Source organism: Lactiplantibacillus sp. 7.2.4 (genome assembly GCF_018991185.1).
Classification (GTDB): Bacteria; Bacillota; Bacilli; order Lactobacillales; family Lactobacillaceae; genus Lactiplantibacillus; species Lactiplantibacillus pentosus.
This window is the reverse complement of the sequence record NZ_JAGYGS010000002.1, coordinates 15,527-31,009: the sequence shown is the minus strand read 5'-3', so window position 1 is coordinate 31,009 and position 15,483 is coordinate 15,527. Positions and strand designations below refer to the sequence as shown.

13 protein-coding genes and 1 pseudogene are annotated in these 15,483 nt (G+C 47.4%); 5 read left to right on the top strand and 9 right to left on the bottom strand.

The window, feature by feature from the left end; all coding sequences use genetic code 11:
* Positions 1 to 256: 256 nt before the first annotated feature.
* Positions 257 to 781, bottom strand: coding sequence for a GNAT family N-acetyltransferase (locus KGF70_RS00940; RefSeq protein ID WP_216768223.1), 525 nt, complete (start codon positions 779 to 781; stop codon positions 257 to 259).
* A 161-nt stretch (positions 782 to 942) separates the two neighbouring features.
* Between KGF70_RS00940 and KGF70_RS00935 the strand changes: the two genes are divergently transcribed.
* Entirely contained in the window at positions 943 to 1,590 is a 648-nt protein-coding gene (locus tag KGF70_RS00935) for an SDR family oxidoreductase (protein WP_050339647.1), read from the top strand.
* A gap of 91 nt (positions 1,591 to 1,681) precedes the next feature.
* On the opposite strand, the gene KGF70_RS00930 is transcribed toward KGF70_RS00935, so the two are convergent.
* Positions 1,682 to 2,575 (bottom strand): LysR family transcriptional regulator, encoded by an 894-nt coding sequence (locus tag KGF70_RS00930; protein WP_216768222.1) that lies wholly within the window; start codon positions 2,573 to 2,575, stop codon positions 1,682 to 1,684.
* Positions 2,576 to 2,702: 127 nt separating this feature from the next.
* Here KGF70_RS00930 and KGF70_RS00925 point away from each other — a divergent pair, with 127 nt between their 5' ends.
* Positions 2,703 to 3,476 (top strand): sulfite exporter TauE/SafE family protein, encoded by a 774-nt coding sequence (locus KGF70_RS00925; protein ID WP_216768221.1) that lies wholly within the window; start codon positions 2,703 to 2,705, stop codon positions 3,474 to 3,476.
* Positions 3,477 to 3,772: 296 nt separating this feature from the next.
* Here the strand turns inward: KGF70_RS00925 and KGF70_RS17560 are convergent, their stop codons facing one another.
* The 3 genes from KGF70_RS17560 to KGF70_RS00915 form a co-directional block, all read right to left on the bottom strand.
* Positions 3,773 to 3,904 carry a hypothetical protein gene (locus tag KGF70_RS17560; protein ID WP_080390157.1) on the bottom strand — a complete coding sequence of 44 codons (132 nt, stop codon included), beginning with the start codon at positions 3,902 to 3,904 and terminating at the stop codon, positions 3,773 to 3,775.
* Positions 3,905 to 3,979: 75 nt separating this feature from the next.
* Complete coding sequence (gene dapA, locus KGF70_RS00920; RefSeq protein ID WP_216768220.1) at positions 3,980 to 4,849, bottom strand: 4-hydroxy-tetrahydrodipicolinate synthase; 870 nt, start codon at positions 4,847 to 4,849, stop codon at positions 3,980 to 3,982.
* A gap of 7 nt (positions 4,850 to 4,856) precedes the next feature.
* Positions 4,857 to 6,023: an aminotransferase class I/II-fold pyridoxal phosphate-dependent enzyme gene (locus KGF70_RS00915; protein WP_216768219.1), complete on the bottom strand. Its 1,167-nt coding sequence runs from the start codon at positions 6,021 to 6,023 to the stop codon at positions 4,857 to 4,859.
* A gap of 99 nt (positions 6,024 to 6,122) precedes the next feature.
* Between KGF70_RS00915 and KGF70_RS00910 the strand changes: the two genes are divergently transcribed.
* Positions 6,123 to 7,496, top strand: coding sequence for a PLP-dependent aminotransferase family protein (locus KGF70_RS00910; RefSeq protein WP_216768218.1), 1,374 nt, complete (start codon positions 6,123 to 6,125; stop codon positions 7,494 to 7,496).
* 267 nt (positions 7,497 to 7,763) lie between these two features.
* Here the strand turns inward: KGF70_RS00910 and zwf are convergent, their stop codons facing one another.
* Together zwf and KGF70_RS00900 are read right to left on the bottom strand one after the other, a co-directional pair.
* Complete coding sequence (gene zwf, locus KGF70_RS00905; RefSeq protein WP_216768217.1) at positions 7,764 to 9,251, bottom strand: glucose-6-phosphate dehydrogenase; 1,488 nt, start codon at positions 9,249 to 9,251, stop codon at positions 7,764 to 7,766.
* Between the two features lie 123 nt (positions 9,252 to 9,374).
* Positions 9,375 to 9,722 (bottom strand): SdpI family protein, encoded by a 348-nt coding sequence (locus KGF70_RS00900; protein WP_003639409.1) that lies wholly within the window; start codon positions 9,720 to 9,722, stop codon positions 9,375 to 9,377.
* 320 nt (positions 9,723 to 10,042) lie between these two features.
* Between KGF70_RS00900 and KGF70_RS00895 the strand changes: the two genes are divergently transcribed.
* Positions 10,043 to 11,206 carry an MFS transporter gene (locus KGF70_RS00895; RefSeq protein WP_216768216.1) on the top strand — a complete coding sequence of 388 codons (1,164 nt, stop codon included), beginning with the start codon at positions 10,043 to 10,045 and terminating at the stop codon, positions 11,204 to 11,206.
* Between the two features lie 126 nt (positions 11,207 to 11,332).
* A pseudogene (locus KGF70_RS00890) lies at positions 11,333 to 12,956 on the top strand (cation:proton antiporter).
* 279 nt (positions 12,957 to 13,235) lie between these two features.
* Here KGF70_RS00890 and nrdI read toward each other — a convergent pair.
* Both nrdI and KGF70_RS00880 read right to left on the bottom strand, forming a co-directional pair.
* The gene (gene nrdI / locus KGF70_RS00885; RefSeq protein WP_050339638.1) at positions 13,236 to 13,721 is read right to left on the bottom strand and encodes a class Ib ribonucleoside-diphosphate reductase assembly flavoprotein NrdI; all 486 of its coding nucleotides are present in this window, start codon (positions 13,719 to 13,721) and stop codon (positions 13,236 to 13,238) included.
* Between the two features lie 261 nt (positions 13,722 to 13,982).
* Positions 13,983 to 15,353 (bottom strand): hemolysin family protein, encoded by a 1,371-nt coding sequence (locus KGF70_RS00880; RefSeq protein ID WP_101873069.1) that lies wholly within the window; start codon positions 15,351 to 15,353, stop codon positions 13,983 to 13,985.
* Positions 15,354 to 15,483 lie beyond the last annotated feature (130 nt).

The window sequence follows — 15,483 nt, the reverse complement described above, 5'->3', positions numbered from 1 at the left end:
GTCAATGCAAATTGGTTGACTGCTTTAGTAGTTATTTAGGACGCTACCAATGAACGGCGGTTGCTTTTGAGTCTGAATCGCGCTTGCTGGTTGGATGGTAATTAGCGACCGTGAACTAAAATTTAAAGCTAAAATGAAAATTCGTAAGCTTCAAAAAAGCTGGTGGACATCCGAGATTTCCTGAATGTCCACCAGCTTTAGTTTAGGAATCAGCTGAAAATTAAGAAATTTATTTTTGGAATCCAGGGTGCGGTCGCTATGGTAACAGAATCTGATAAGCATTCCGCGCCTCATCTGGTTGATGATCAATGTAAATCACGCCGCGGTAGTCAAAGCCAGCTTTGGTGATAACGTGTTGCATCCGCTTGTTTGACAGGTGGGTGTCGATGCGGATTTGGCGAAATCCGAGTTGATAGCTGATGGTCATTAAATTACTGAAATAAAAATCGGCTAAATGCTGGCCATGGTAGCCATTTGCGATGGCGATGCGATGAATTGAAGTGTAACGATGATGAGTCGTTTCTTTCCAGGAGCCATCGCTGATCTGAGCATAGTTGGGGTCCGGTGTGGTCAGTAGCGTCGCAGTTCCGGCAATTTGGCCGTCGACGATCAAGACCCATGCGAGTTTGGCATCAATATCCGCTTGAAGGTCCACTGATTGGGGATAGCCATCTTGCCACTGAGGAATCTGGTCAGCGGCTAGGGCCGCTTTGGCTTGTTCAATAATCGCCATCATGGCTGATAAATCTGCACTGGTGGCTTGACGAATGTATTTTGACATAAGAATCACTACTCTCGTTTAGATGCACACATTATAAGCCAATTCATTAACCTGGACAAATCAGGAACACAATAATTCTTTTTTGACGGGGTAAGTTTTATAATAGAACTTATATAATGAACTGATGTCAGTGAATTGATAATGATGATAGGAGTGACTCGATGAAAGTCTTTGTAATTGGTGCCCATGGTCAGATTGGTAAAAAAATCGTCTCAAAATTGGTGGCTCAAGGCGATCAAGTCTACGCCGGTATTCGACAACCTGAACAGGCGGAAGCCTTTGAAGATGCGGGTGCTGAACCCGTCCAGTTCAATTTGATGGCTCAGCCTGAAGACTTAGCCTTGGCTTTCAAAGGGATGGACGCCATCGTCTTTTCGGCTGGTTCTGGTGGTCAGACTGGTTACGATATGACGCTGATGATTGATTTGGACGGTGCCGTCAAGTCGATGGAAGCGGCCGAAATTGCCGGCGTTAAACGTTACGTCATTATTAGCGCCGAGTTTACCCCAGACCGCAGTCGGTGGCCACGTGCATTACAACCTTACTATGTCGCAAAGTATTATGCCGACGAATGGTTGAAGACGCGCACTCAGCTGGACTATACGATCCTGCAACCAGGAACGTTGTTGAACGACGCTGGAACTGGTCAAGTAACGGTCAATCCGGAAGTGGGCGGCGAAATTACTCGTGATGACGTTGCGACCTTCACCGTGCAAGCCTTGCGGACACCCGCAACGATTGGTCAAACGATTGCATTAATCAACGGAACGACGCCAATTGAAACCGCAGTGCAACAAGCCGCTAAGTAATATCATGATAACTAAGAAAACTCACGGTCATGCGACGATGGATTTTGTCGGATAATCGTGAGTTTTTGATTCTCGCAACGTCACCTCAAAACTAAACCGACCAGTCCACCGATTGAAAGGCCGCAATCAAGTTAGAGCGAAGCGCGGCCTGGGTCGGACTGAATTGCATTTCGCGGCGATATGCGACCCCGACATTAAACGTTGGTACCTCGCTATCAGCTAAGGTGATGCGGGTCAAGCCTATCGGTAGTGCGACGGAATTACTGAGTAGGGCGATTCCCATGTGGTTACGAATCATATTCAAAATACTACCGATTTCGTTAGATTCGAAGACCACGTTAGGTCGAATATGATGCTGCCGACATAATTGGCGAAATGCTTGGCGGTGGACAAAATTGTCCTTCAAGGCGACAAATTGCCGTTCTCGTAAGTCTTTAAAGTGCACAGTTGCCGCTTGAACCAAAGGGTCGTCCGTCGCGACAATAATACTAAACGCTTGCGTATCAAAGGTCGTCAGTTGAATCGCTGGGACATCGAAAACATTGAGATAGGCTAAGACGGCCAGGTCTAATTGTCCGTTTTGGAGGCTTTTCAAGGCTGCTAGCGATCCTTGACTGACGGGCTGAATTTGGTTGAAAAGCGTGGTCGGAAGTTGACTGGCGACGCGCGGAAAATAATTAATTTCGATAATCGGCGGCATCCCAATCACCAGCTGGTCGGTGGTGGTATGGGCGACTTCTTGACGCATGAGTTGGGTCTCAGCCAGTATTTTTTTGGCATGCTGTTGAACTTGCTGCCCCGTCGTGGTGAGTTGTACCGGCAAGTGCGGATTGGCGCGAATCAGTAACTGAGTGCCTAATTCACGTTCTAGTCGTTGAATTGCCGCAGTAATTGTCGGCTGACTAACGTGAAAACGGGTGGCGACTTGTGAAAAACTTTTGAGCTCAGTGAGCGCGAGATAATATTGCAATTCTTTAATATTCATTGATAATCCTTTATATAACAATATTTTGATAACTAGTATTATGAATGGCTATTATAACATGTTTATTTGACTATGCTAAACGTTGTGACTATGGTAGGACTATTAAGAGAGAAGGGAACGTTGCAAAATGTTCGCGTATGGCACATTGATTATTATTTTAATTGTTGTTGGCATCGTTGCCGGAATCGTTAGTACTGCCGCTGGCTTGGCGTCGCTGGTCTCATACCCGGTGCTGTTGGCTTTGGGCCTGCCACCGGTAACGGCCAATGTGACTAATACGGTTGGCTTAGTTTTTACGAGTTTTGGCGCCGTACCAGCGTCGCGGCGTGAATTACGTGGGCACGGCCGCGAGCTCAAAGTTTTATTACCACTGACGTTGATTGGCAGTATCGTCGGCGCCATTTTGTTATTTGTGATTCCCGCCGCGACTTTTGCCAAAGTGGTGCCGTTTTTCATTTTAGTCGCCGCCGTGTTGGTCTTGATTCCACGGCATATTCATGTTAAGCAGCCGGGAGCAGTCGTCGTTACGCCCAAATGGGTCACGGCATTGGCCTGGCTCGGGATTTTCCTAGTGGGGACGTACACCGGTTACTTCGGTGCGGCTGGTGGTGTTCTGATGTTGTCGATTTTATCGTTTATTAGTGATACGCCATTTGCGGTGTATAATGCGCAGAAAAATCTGGCGTTGGGACTTGCTAACATCGTGTCGGCCGTTGTTTATGGCTTGCAGACGCCAATTAAGTGGCACTATGTCATACCTTTGGGAATCGGCTTTTTGATTGGTGGTAGTCTTGGACCACACATTGTTCGACATGTGCCTGCTCAGTTGCTCAAAATTGTGATTGACATCGGTGCGCTGGGATTAGCGGCTAGCTTGTTCAAGTCGGCGTATGGACTGTAAAGTAGTCTTGCGGTAAGTGTGGCCGACGCCAATCCATACTTGGACTAGCAATACCTAGAAATACAGGTCGGCAACACAGCGAGCAAACAAAATCGTCGTTGTTAGCATTCCTCTTGAATGTCGACAACGACGATCTTTGTAACAGCGCAAGAATTCAGCCTCCAGATCTGGTACACGTTTCATGCACACTCAGCCACCCACTGCACTTAATGCACAACACAAAAAATCGCGATCATCTTGAGCAACGTCTCAAAATGATCGCGATTTTTGATTGGTCAACCCGACCACCACTAATATTAGTCATGATGGCGTGACCGTGTGCCGAGAAAATAGGCGCCCACGGCTAGCAAAATCAAGAAACCGATGATGCCAAAGGAGCCACCCATCCACATGAATGGCATGCCACCTGTAAAAGCCCAACTACACATATTTGGTCACCACTTTTCAATATTGATTCTAAGCTCAGTATACGCCAGATGCACGTGATAACCAATCGTTTTGCATTAAGCTAGGCAGTTGAGTAGTTGACGTTGCTCACTGGTCGATAGCGGTAGGATTGGCAAGCGCGGTGTGCCTACTCGATGGTGTTGTGCGTTCAGGGCGGCCTTGACCGGTGCTGGTGAGGGCTGATTAAAGAGGACGGTCATTTTTGGAATCAGTCGGCGCTGGATTTGGGCCGCTTCCGCAACTTCGCCTGTCGTTAAATGAGTGCGCATTGCTGCCATTTCGGACCCAAATAGGTGACTGGCGACGGAAACGACCCCTTGTCCGCCGTAGACCAATGCCGTCAAGGTCTGTGCGTCCTCGCCGGTGTACACGAGAAAGTCGCGGGGCGCGTCTTCGATGATGGCTGCCAATTCCTCGTCAGTGCCGCATTGCTTGACTGCGACAATATTCGGATTTTGCGCTAACGTCAGAATCGTTGAAACGTTCATTTTCACCCCGACACGGCCAGGAATATTGTAGATCATGACTGGGAGTCCGCCCTGTTCCGCAATCGCGGTAAAGTGGGCGAGCATCCCAGCTTGATTCGGTTTGTTGTATGGTGGCACGACGACTAGCGCGGCGTCGATGCCGATAATTTGGCTGACGATATGGGTGAATTTGATGGTCTCAGCGGTATTGTTGCTACCAGTGTTGGCAATAATTGGTACGCGGCCGTGGACAAAACGGGCGGTCCGTGTATATAAGTCGCGTTTTTCGGCAATGCTTAACGTGGGGCCTTCGCCAGTCGTACCGCCGACGACTAGACCCTCAGTCCCGTTTGCCAGCAAATATTCGATGAGTTGTTCAAGTTGCTGATAATCAATGTGGTGCTGTTCATCGAATGGTGTGACCATCGCGGTGATGATGTGGGCGCTTGATAAATTCATGTGATAATTACTCCTGACTAGCGGTTTGGACCCGCCATAATGCAAGTTGATTCATACTTTCACGGAGGACTGATTGGCTGGCGGCGTAGCTGATGCGAAACCAACCTTCGCCACTGGCCCCGAATGCGGAACCGGGAACGACGGCGACATGGGCCTCGTGAGCGAGCCGGGTCGCAAAGTCCCAACTTGAGCCTTCAAAATCAGTTGGCAACTGCACGAAGATGTAGAAGGCGCCGGTCGGATAAATATAATTGAGGCCAATCTCACTGAGTCGCTTGACCATATAATCACGCCGCTCCTGATAAACGGACCGCATTGCCGGGCCATCATCCAAGCCATTGGTCAACGCTTCAATTCCAGCGGCCTGACTAATTGAACTGGTCGAGGTCACGAGGTATTGGTGGGTCTTCTTCATCTCGGCAATCAGGTCGTGCGGGGCTAAAATAAAGCCCAGTCGCCAGCCGGTCATCGCGTGTGATTTTGAGAGCCCGTTGATGGTGATCGTTTTGCTTGGATACAAGGTGGCAAAGGCGGTGTGCGCTTGCTCGTAAGTCAGTTCGCTGTAAATCTCATCACTGATGACATAGATGCCAGCCGCGGCAATCACCTTTTGGAGCGCTTGCAGTTCCGCACGGGTGTAGGTCACGCCAGTTGGGTTAGTTGGGTAATTTAAAATCAACGCTTTGACGTGGTCGAGGACGTGCTCATCCAGTGCCGTTTGCAGCGCGGTCGGTGTTAATTTATAGCCGGTCGTGGTGGTATCGATGGGAACTAACTGTGCGTTGGCCATGGACACGACCGGTTCATAACTCGTATATGCTGGCGTCGGGAGCAGGACCGTATCACCGGGATTCAGAATCGTTAGTAACGCCGTGGCAACCGCTTCTGTTGCACCGACCGTGGCAATGATTTCTTCTGGGTCATAATTTAATTGATATTTTTGATTAAAATAAGTACTGGCCGCGTGCTGCAGGGCGGCGAAACCCATCAATGGTGAGTAGTGGGTCCAATCATCACGAATGGCCTCAATGGCCGCTTTTTTGATGTGTGCGGGTGTCGGTAAGTCGGGCTCGCCAACGGTTAATTTGAGAATGTCAGGAATCGTACTGATGGCTTCGTCAAAGCGGCGGATGCCAGAGACTTGAATTTGCTGGATACGGATATTCGTTTGCATATTGAGACCTTCCTCTCCTGGTGATTACCGTCTATAATAGGGGATAATTGTCATCTGAAAAATAGACAATTTTGACAAAAATGAAAGGACAGTTGTCAAATGCCACTAAATCGCTCTGAACGAACACCAATGTACCTGCAACTTTACCGGCAATTACGTGCTGATTATGATGACACGCGAGCCAATCAGCCACTCTGGTCGATTCGTAAAATGGCCCAAAATCTCGGTGTGTCGAAAACGACCGTCGCGCAAGCCTATGATCAGCTGGTCGCGGAAGGAATCGTCTATAGCGTTCCCGGCAGCGGCTATTATTATCGTGACCAGGCGGATTGGTCACCGGACCAACCAAGTGCGGATCAAATTGTGGCCCCTAAGACACCAGTCCCGGTTAAATACGATTTTCGTTACGGCGTGACCCAACTGTTGTCCCCAAGCTGGAATGCGTGGAAACGGGCGGTGCGCTTAGCCCTTCGACAAACGGAACAGCAGCCGACCGCTATTTATCCGGATGCCCAGGGCTTGCCAGCATTGCGGGCGGCACTGGTGCGGTTTCTTAAAACGACGCGGGGCGTACACGCCACCCCGGAGCAAATTGTGATTACCAATGGCGCCAAAGCGGGACTCGGAATTTTGCTGAGTATTTTACCGCGCGCCACACTCGGTATCGAAAATCCGGGTTACCGGGGATTATCGGACTTAGCTGCCAGCTATGGCCACACGGCGGTGAATATCCCGGTAACTGCCGACGGGCTGGATCTTGCGACGGTCCAACGGCTGGATCCACAAGTCGTCTATACGACTCCTGGGCATCAATTTCCGTTGGGTGTCATCCTGCCGATTGAGCAACGGTTGGCGTTGTTAAAGTGGGCAGGGGCTGACCACCTGATTATTGAGGACGATTATGACAGTGAATATCGTTATCGTGCGCATCCATTGCCGGCGCTCCAGTCATTAGCGGCGGCCAACCAAGTCGCATACCTGGGCACATTTTCGCGCGGCATTGACCCGACGTTGCGGATGGGATACCTGGTCTTACCACCACGGCTGGTCTCGGTCTATCACCAACACTATCAGTATCAGGCAGAAATGGTGGCGGGCTTGTTGCAGCAGGCGATGGTCAATTACTTTGATGATGGCGTCTACTATCGGCATCTGAGTCGTAATCGTAGTACGAATCGGCAAAAATATCGCTGCTTGTGTGATCAGCTCAAACGAAGCAAACAGATTTGGCCCATCATGACGGGGGCAGGGGTTCATTTGGTCGTTCAGATTCCAGGTATCGACCAGGCGACTTTACTCACAGCTTTGGAACAACAGCAAGTGCGCATCTATCCACTCAATTCCAATTGGATGGCCATGCCCTCAGCCGACTATTACTTGTTAGGCTTTGCCGGGCTGACATTAGCGGATTTAAAGGTCGGTGTTCAGCGACTGATGCAAGTCTGTGAACGGCTGAGTGCGACGGGAGCGTAATCCTAGTTTAGCTTAGTCATTGTCTGGGCAGGGGCGATGAGTAGTTGGTTTGGCAATCATGCAAACGAGCGGGTCTGCACCGACTAATGAGCCGCAAGTCAACTGATGCCTATGTTGGACCTTAATCGCTGTTAATCAAGCAAAACGGTGGGGGCTACCTAACAAGCAAATCAAGGCCCGTAGTCGCACATTTCGTACAAAAAAAGGTTGGCATCACTCACGCGAGTCATGCCAACCTTTATTTGTTCAGTAATTTAAATTAATACTTTAGTTCCGGTAAACCCAACGATGACCGTCTTTGTGCAAGAGTTCATCGGCGGCGTCTGGGCCCATTGTCCCAGGCCGGTAGTTAGGAAAGTCCGGTTGATGTTCGTCCCAATACTTCTGAATGACATCGACGAATTTCCACGAATCAGCAACTTCTTGCCAATGGGTGAAGTTCGTGGCGTCACCATTCAAGGCATCATGTAGGAGCCGTTCGTAAGCTTCTGGACTGCCCGCGGTCGCTTCAGCGTCGTGGGAATAGTTCAGCTTGACCGGTGTCGTTGCGAAGCCTTGGCCGACTGCCTTGGCATTCATCCGTAATTCGAACCCTTCCGTTGGTTCAACGTTGATGGTGAGAATATTTGGATCAAGACGGGTTGACGCATCATCATTTTCAAGCACATCTTCGTGGTTGAAAATGTTAACGACTGGTCGCTTGAAGACCACGTCGATCCGCGTGAACTTGTCTGCCAAACGCTTACCAGTCCGAACGTAGAACGGTACGCCTGACCAGCGATAGTTGTCGATCATGATTTTACCGGCAACGAAACTGTCGGTGTTGGAATCTGGTGAAATCTTATCTTCATCACGATAAGCCTTAACGCCGTCATCACCGGCACCATATTGCCCACGAACAAAGTTAGTTGCCACTTCTTCAGGCTTCAATGGCCGTAAGCTCCGCAGTGCCTTGACTTTTTCGACATCGATGTCTTTTTCAGTGAATTCGACGGGTTGATCCATCGTTAATAGACTGAGAATTTGTAAGATGTGGTTTTGGACCATGTCACGTAAGGCCCCACTATTGTCATAGTAGACGGCCCGTTCTTCGACACCGAGTTTTTCACTCAAAGTGATTTGCACGTTGTCGATGTAGCGGTTGTTCCATAGTGATTCCCAAATATTGTTACCAAACCGAATAGCCGTGATATTCTGAATCATTTCCTTACCAAGGTAGTGGTCGATCCGGTAAATCTGGTCTTCATTGAAGGTCGCCGTTAAGTGATCATTCAATTCTTTAGCACTTGCGTAGTCATGACCGAATGGCTTTTCAATGATCACCCGGTTGAACCCGTTGTCCGTTAAGATATTTTCAGAACGCAAGTGTTGCGCGATCGTCCCGAAGAAATTGGGGGCCATCGCTAAGTAGAAAATCCGGTTGCTCTGTAAACCATACTGGGCGTCCAACTTTTCTGATAACTTTTTCAGGGTCATGTAGTGTTGCGCATCAGTCACGTCATGTGATTGATAGTAGAAATGGCTGGCAAATTGGTCGACGTCTTTTTGGTCAGCGTCTAAATCAGCCAGTGAGTCACTAATGACTTCGTGATAATGTTCATCAGTCCATGGACGACGTGCCGTGCCAATCACGGCGAAGTGGTCCTGGAGATAACCTTTTTGATATAGCTTAAATAACGACGGATATAATTTCCGTTGGGCAAGGTCACCAGTTCCACCGAAGATGGTGAATAAGGCAATTTTTTCTTTACTCATCAATTTCACTTCTTTACTTAGAGTATTTTAAACTGAAACATGCTTGTCAATTGTTATTTAGGATAAACTACCAGTATCAATATTAAGCAATTAATCGAAATGGTCAATTATAAAGCACTGGAATTACGATTGCGACTGTTTAGGAAACTGTAATTTCAGTTCGTGTTCGGTGGCCATGTTTTGAACAATTAGGCCAACTGCCAAGGCAATGGCCTGAAACTTGAAGCTTTGTAATAGGGCAATCTGGAATAAGCCGCCAGCCAGAGCGCCAATTAATAAAATGGAGAAAATTTCGATACCAACCATTGAATAAAAGCGCTGTGCAAACCGCCACGTCTTCTCGTTTTGGATGGCGCGTCGTGACATATAGCCCGCCAGTGAGCGCATTTTTGGCATGCGGACGCGTTGATAAATCCAAAGCAGCAGAATTACGAAGAATCCTAACGCTAACCCAAAGCTATTATTCGCCATGTTGTCACCTCAATTGTTTGTGAGTTACACTTGTTGGCAGTGTTTATTATATTATAGCAATCATTAGGGGTATGAGTCGACAATCAGGTTCAAAAACCGGACATTTCAATTTTAATTTTTTTGATAAGTCCGAGTTATTATCGCAAAATGTGTCTTGGTTCGGCCTGCTGAACAATCCAGCGGTGTCCTGACTTATATCGGAAAACTGAATGGAGGGACTGCTGAGGCTGATGGGTGGTAAACCCGGCCGAGTAGCGTATACTAGCTAGGGATAGTTTTGACAATGAGTTAACTAAATTATTTAGAACTGAGGTGAGCGGATGCAAAAAGAAGTTCGGTTGCGGTGGCTCTTTTTGGCTAACTTGCTGAACAACGCGGGGGCGGCCTTCATGTGGCCACTCACAACCATCTATATGCATAATTATTTGAAACAGAGCCTGACTTTTTCAGGCATTGTGCTATTTTTGATGTCGATGGCGATGATTGCCGGCAACTATTTAGGTGGACACTTGTTTGACCATTGGCGGCCATATTTTACGGCCTTACTGGGTGGCGGGATTTCAACCGTCATGCTGGCAACGCTGATATTCTGGCATAGTTTATGGCCATACGCGATCGGTTTAATTATCGTCGGCTTTGGTGACGGTATCAGTATGACGGTCGTGAATGCGTATGCGGCCACGGTGACGACGAGGTCTAATCGGTACGTCTTCAATATGTTGTACCTCGCCCTCAACGTCGGCGTCGTTATTGGGACGTTACTCGTCGGCTACTTGCTAGACTTAGGCATTAGCGTGGTCTTCATCGTGACGACGATTTGTTATCTGGGATTGATGGCGATAACGATCAGTACCTTCAACGTGACACCGGCGCACCGGACAGCGACGGCAACAACCAAGGCTGCGGATACGACTCCCAGTAATCATCGTCAATTGATCTGGATGATCTGCCTGATGATTTTTACGATTTATCTCAGTTATGCGCTGTGGGAGAGTATTTTGTCCGTACACATGACCAACTTAGGAATTCCGTTCAGGCGCTATAGTGAAGTCTGGACGATCAATGGCTTGCTGATTATCGTCAGTCAACCAATCGTGTCGCTATTTAACGAGCGGTTCAAAATTGGCACCCAGATTGGCTTTGGAATTACCTTATTTGCGTTGTCGTTCTTAGGACTCGTTTTTGCGCGCCAATATGTTGATTTTATTATTATCATGGTCGTCTTGACGATTGGTGAAGTGATTGGATTGCCAATCGCACCAGCGTGGGTCGACGACATGGCGGCGGATGATCAACGCGGCAAGTGTCAGGGCCGCTATAACATGGCATTATCGCTGGGCCGGGCCGTGGGACCACTGTTCGGTGGGATGATGGTGGCCCAATTCTCATACTCGTTGCTATTTATCACGGTGACGGTTTTGATGCTCGGAAGCTTGGCATTAGTGTTATGGCGCGCACGCCGTGAACATTTATTAAACGGTTAGGTTGTGCAATTAAAATGCAAATCAGCTTTCAGGGCCAGTCACTCTGGAAGCTTTTTTACTTCGATGACCAGACAGATAAGGCTATGCAAGGGCATCTAAGTTAATTATTGAAAATGGGGTGAGTACGTGAACTTAATGATTTCGACCTTTATTTTAGTCATCGCAGCTGTTGTGAGTATCTTTATTTCCCGGGTAATACCACAAATCTCGGTCAACTATCTTAGCCTGTTAGTGGGAATGGTCCTGTTTTGTGTGCCCATCTTAGGGAACCACATTGAAAAATTCAATTCTGAGATTTTCATCGGCCTAATTGTTGCACCGTTACTATTTTTCGAAGGTCAAGCAACGCGCTTGAATGTCGTCGGGCAGGAATTCAAACACATTATTCAAACAACGGTGGTTTTAGTTATTCTGGCGATGATTGTTGCGGGCTTTAGTTATTCTGGCGATGATTGTTGCGGGCTTTAGTTTAGCCGCACTGGGCGTCGTTAGTTTGCCATTAGCTTTTATTCTCGCGGCAATCAGTACACCGACGGATGCGACGGCAATGGAATCCGTGACGAATGGTCTAGAAATGCCGACCACTGAGGGCACCTTCTTGAAAATGGAGTCGCTATTCAACGATGCTTCCGGCATTATTTTATTGAACATGGCTGTCTTATGGTATGCCAACGGTTATATCAATTACGGCCAAACGATGATGGATTTTATGATTTCAGCGGGCGGTGGCGTGCTGTTCGGGTTTGTTAGTGCCTGGATTCTGGTGCTGTCACGCCAGGTGTGGCTTCGGTCCTCGTACAATGCCTTGAATGCGTCATTGTTAATTTATATTATTACGCCTTTTATTTTGTATTATGCTGCCGAAGCCCTGCACGTGTCTGGAATTATTGCCGTGGTCGTTGCGGGGTTGGTACACAATGCGGAAGCCCAGCGGAGTCGACTACTCAATTCGCAGCAAGTACATTTTGCCTTCGACTTAGTCAGCATGATTACCGAAATATTCAACAGCATGGTATTCGTGGTGCTGGGCTTTATGTTTATTCAAATTTTGGTGAACGACCACTTTGGACATGGCTCCTTGAACTTTTTGATGATTGGGGTTGTCCTGTATCTCAGCACGGTCTTGGTCCGGTATGTTTACGGCCGGTTACGGTTAAATTTCAAAAATCGCCCAGCTTGGATTTTTTCCCTAGGTGGTGTACACGGGGCGGTGACCTTGGCGTTGGCTTACACCTTAGCGGATACGGCAGTTGGGCGAACAGACTTTAATCTAGTACTGATGACGGCTAGCACCTTGATTATTCTGAGCATGGTGGTCCCAACGATTATCTTTCGTTGGCTCTTAAAACCCGCCGTAACGGATGATGAGGCAGCCAATGAAATAGATAAAATTCGTGTTGAAATGGTGCATCAGGCCATTGATACGGTCCAAAAAATGTACTTGCCGGCGAACGTGAAACAGTCCGTTATTTTTGATTTGATGACGCAAAAGCAGCGGACGCGAACGCGTGATTTTACGCGTGCCTGGTTCGATGTCGTCCGCCATCCTGAATTTACGGGGGCGGAAAAAGAACTGGAAATGCGCGCATTTATGAACGCCTTAGCACGGGAACGCGACTATTTGGACATGATTTCGCAGCGCGAAGTTAAGTATCAAAAATACGTGTTCAAATTATACAACGAAACACTATTAGCTGAATCACTGATCATCGGGCCAACGATTTTTGATAAGGATAAGCCCAACGAGTAGGGCATAGGCCGATTGTGCTAGTTAATGCGTCACGGATCCTGATTTAAAAGTGCCGATAATGTGGCTTATTATTCGTTCGCCGATGATCGTCCAGTCGGGAACCCGTGGGAATGGCGAGTGAACGAGACCTATTCTGGCGCAATTGGCTATCGAGCATTAGGTAATTTGAGCTTCATGTCATTGGTAAATCAACATCAATGCCATATAAGTCGTCGCACAAACAAAAAAGGTCCTAGCAATCGCATTAGACGTGCGGTTGCTAGGACCTTTTTGAAATCGTTAGAGTGGTTGGTTATCGCGGTAAGCGGCTAAGCGTTCCTTGATGACATTGTAGATGCGTTCGGTATCGACCGAAGTACCACGAAGTTCATAGTCGGCGATGAAATCGGTATCAAGTTGTTCAGCATAGCGCCGAGCAGTCAGGCAATACTGTTCGTTGAAGTTCCGGTTACCAGAGCCAACAACGCCTAAGCAGTAGCGTGAATTTTGGTCATAGTTCAAATATTCACCGAGAACGTTGGTCATTAATTCTTTGACCCCGTTGTCAATGCCGTTACCACCGTCGAGGTAAGTTGGGACGAAGGCAAAGTAGGGTTCAGTCTCAATCTCGAACTCAGATTGTTCGGTAATTTCCTTTAAATTAACTAATGGATTGCTATCATCAGCGGCATGCTGGGTCTTGGCGTAGTCTTGCATACCGGTGACAAATGAGCGGGTGTTTCCTTCGATGGAAATATAAATAATATTAATCGTTGATTCACTCACAGTCGTTCCTCATTTCTGTTTTTACATTAGTCTTAGTTTACGCTGGGCACTAGTTAATTGCAAACGACGCGGGTTCCGAATCGCCTAAGTTTAGGCGGATAAATGGCGGCTTAAGGGAAATTTAAAGTTTATTAAATGAGAAAGTCGTGGGTCCACCAATAGCGCCCTGAAATTTACGTGAGTAGGCCAGACCTGCAACCCGTCTCGATAGTCATTGATGTCACAAAAAAACCACCCAGCAACGTGGCTGAGTGGTTCTATCTAGTTAGCTTGTTCTTGGTCATCATTGTCATCAGGAGTGGCTGGGGTCGTTGGTGAACTGACCTCAAACCAGTTGATGTAGGCATTTTCAAAATCAAGCGCTTTGAAATTGAAGTTGCCGATTTGAATGGTATCACCAGCTTGAATTTTCGGGAAGTTGTCCAGAATGTAACCCGTCAATGTAACGACATCTGAATCCTCAAATTCTTGTAAGTCGGTCTTGAAGTACCGTTCAAAATCATAAATCGTCATTTTTCCGCTAATGCGGTAAGTGCCATTGGCTTGCTTTTCGATGTATTCGTTCGACACATTATCGATTTCATCATTGACCGTTCCGAATAATTCTTCATAAATATCTTTATCGGTCACGATACCACTGGTCCCACCATACTCATCGACAACCACCACGATCGGGGTTTGCTTATCGATCATTTTCTGGAGGATCGCTTGAATCGGTGTCGTTTCTGGAATCGTAATGATGTTTCGTAATAACTTGTTGACGCGAATATCATCGTCGACTTCACCTTGGCGAATCAAATCGTAGTTGTAGACGTAACCTAAAATCTTATCCTTATCGTTGTTGGCAACGACGGGTAGGCGACTGAAGCGTTTCTGTAAATAAACGCGAATCGCTTGCTTGACGGTGTCATTGATATCGATGACGACCAGTTGCGTCCGGTCGATCATGATGTCTTTGGCAATTTTGTCGTTGAACTCAAATGCCCGTTCCATGTAAAGATAATCGTTACGTTCCAACTCACCGCCAGTCACGGCGTTACGTGATAAGTTCAGGATTTCAGCTTGCGAATAGACGTCGTTGTCTTCGTTCGCCACTGGAATCCCTAACATTTTGACCACGCCAGCCGATGAAACGTTGAGTAACCACACGAATGGGTAGAAGACTACGTGGAACCACCGTAATGGCGTCGTAATGACCGCCATCACTTTCAACGGCATATCGATCGCGATATTTTTCGGTACGATTTCGGTCAAGACGACTTCCAAGTAAGTCAATAGGAAGACCCCAACTACGATACTGATTCCCCGGAGGACAGTCGTTGAAACGGAGAGGTTGAAGATTGATAAGAAATCGAGAACAAAGTGTTCAGTGGTTTGTTCACCAATCCAACCTAAGATGATTCCGGCTAATGAGACCCCGACTTGAGTTGTTGAGAGGTACTCGTTCAGATTACGAACCATGTGAAGTGAAGTTGCAATCCGTTTTGACGGTTTATCACGCTTTTTTTGTTCTTCTTCGAGGGCGCTGGGTCGGGTCTGAACGAGTGCAAACTCACAGGCCACAAAGAACGCCGCAACGAAGAATGTAATGACAATAATGACTAAATTAACAATTATCTGGCCACTGTCCAAAGAAACATTCCTCATTTCATAATATTAGTTACTTTGATTATAACGCGAAGTAGCTTATATTATAAGGCTTATCCCCGTTTTTGTCAGCCCTTGAGATAGTGATGCAATTGGTAAGTCAAGTTTGAAAAGG

Excerpts from the sequence above, each read along its gene's own strand:
- KGF70_RS00940 (WP_216768223.1), bottom strand. The coding sequence starts at position 781 with ATGTCAAAATACATTCGTCAAGCCACCAGTGCAGATTTATCAGCCATG.
- KGF70_RS00935 (WP_050339647.1), top strand. The coding sequence starts at position 943 with ATGAAAGTCTTTGTAATTGGTGCCCATGGTCAGATTGGTAAAAAAATC.
- KGF70_RS00930 (WP_216768222.1), bottom strand. The coding sequence starts at position 2,575 with ATGAATATTAAAGAATTGCAATATTATCTCGCGCTCACTGAGCTCAAA.
- KGF70_RS00925 (WP_216768221.1), top strand. The coding sequence starts at position 2,703 with ATGTTCGCGTATGGCACATTGATTATTATTTTAATTGTTGTTGGCATC.
- KGF70_RS17560 (WP_080390157.1), bottom strand. The coding sequence starts at position 3,904 with ATGTGTAGTTGGGCTTTTACAGGTGGCATGCCATTCATGTGGATGGGT.
- dapA (WP_216768220.1), bottom strand. The coding sequence starts at position 4,849 with ATGAATTTATCAAGCGCCCACATCATCACCGCGATGGTCACACCATTC.
- KGF70_RS00915 (WP_216768219.1), bottom strand. The coding sequence starts at position 6,023 with ATGCAAACGAATATCCGTATCCAGCAAATTCAAGTCTCTGGCATCCGC.
- KGF70_RS00910 (WP_216768218.1), top strand. The coding sequence starts at position 6,123 with ATGCCACTAAATCGCTCTGAACGAACACCAATGTACCTGCAACTTTAC.
- zwf (WP_216768217.1), bottom strand. The coding sequence starts at position 9,251 with ATGAGTAAAGAAAAAATTGCCTTATTCACCATCTTCGGTGGAACTGGT.
- KGF70_RS00900 (WP_003639409.1), bottom strand. The coding sequence starts at position 9,722 with ATGGCGAATAATAGCTTTGGGTTAGCGTTAGGATTCTTCGTAATTCTG.
- KGF70_RS00895 (WP_216768216.1), top strand. The coding sequence starts at position 10,043 with ATGCAAAAAGAAGTTCGGTTGCGGTGGCTCTTTTTGGCTAACTTGCTG.